General features: G+C 70.0%; 1 protein-coding gene. It reads left to right on the forward strand.

The features are described 5' to 3' along the window. Positions 1-10: 10 nt before the first annotated feature. Complete coding sequence (locus JHD80_RS28365) at positions 11-166, forward strand: S49 family peptidase (RefSeq protein WP_465246571.1); 156 nt, start codon at positions 11-13, stop codon at positions 164-166. The last annotated feature ends 87 nt before the right edge of the window (positions 167-253 follow it).

Here is a 253-nt window from a genome sequence, read left to right on the forward strand (position 1 = left end):
GCTGTCGAGCATGATCCACGCCGCCCGCGGCATCAAACCGATCGTCGCGCACGTCAACGCCACAGCGGCGAGCGCGGCCTACTGGTCGATTTCTTCGGCTGACGAGATCGTGGTGACGCCGTCGGGCCTGTCTCTTATACACATCTCCGAGCCCACGAGACTCTAGGCGCGATCGCGTATGCCGTCTTCTGCTTGAAAAGGGGGGGGGGGGGGGGGGGGGGGGGGGGGGGGGGGGGGGGGGGGGGGGGGGGGG

Source organism: Allobosea sp. ASV33 (assembly GCF_016428755.1).
Taxonomy (GTDB): domain Bacteria; phylum Pseudomonadota; class Alphaproteobacteria; order Rhizobiales; family Beijerinckiaceae; genus Allobosea.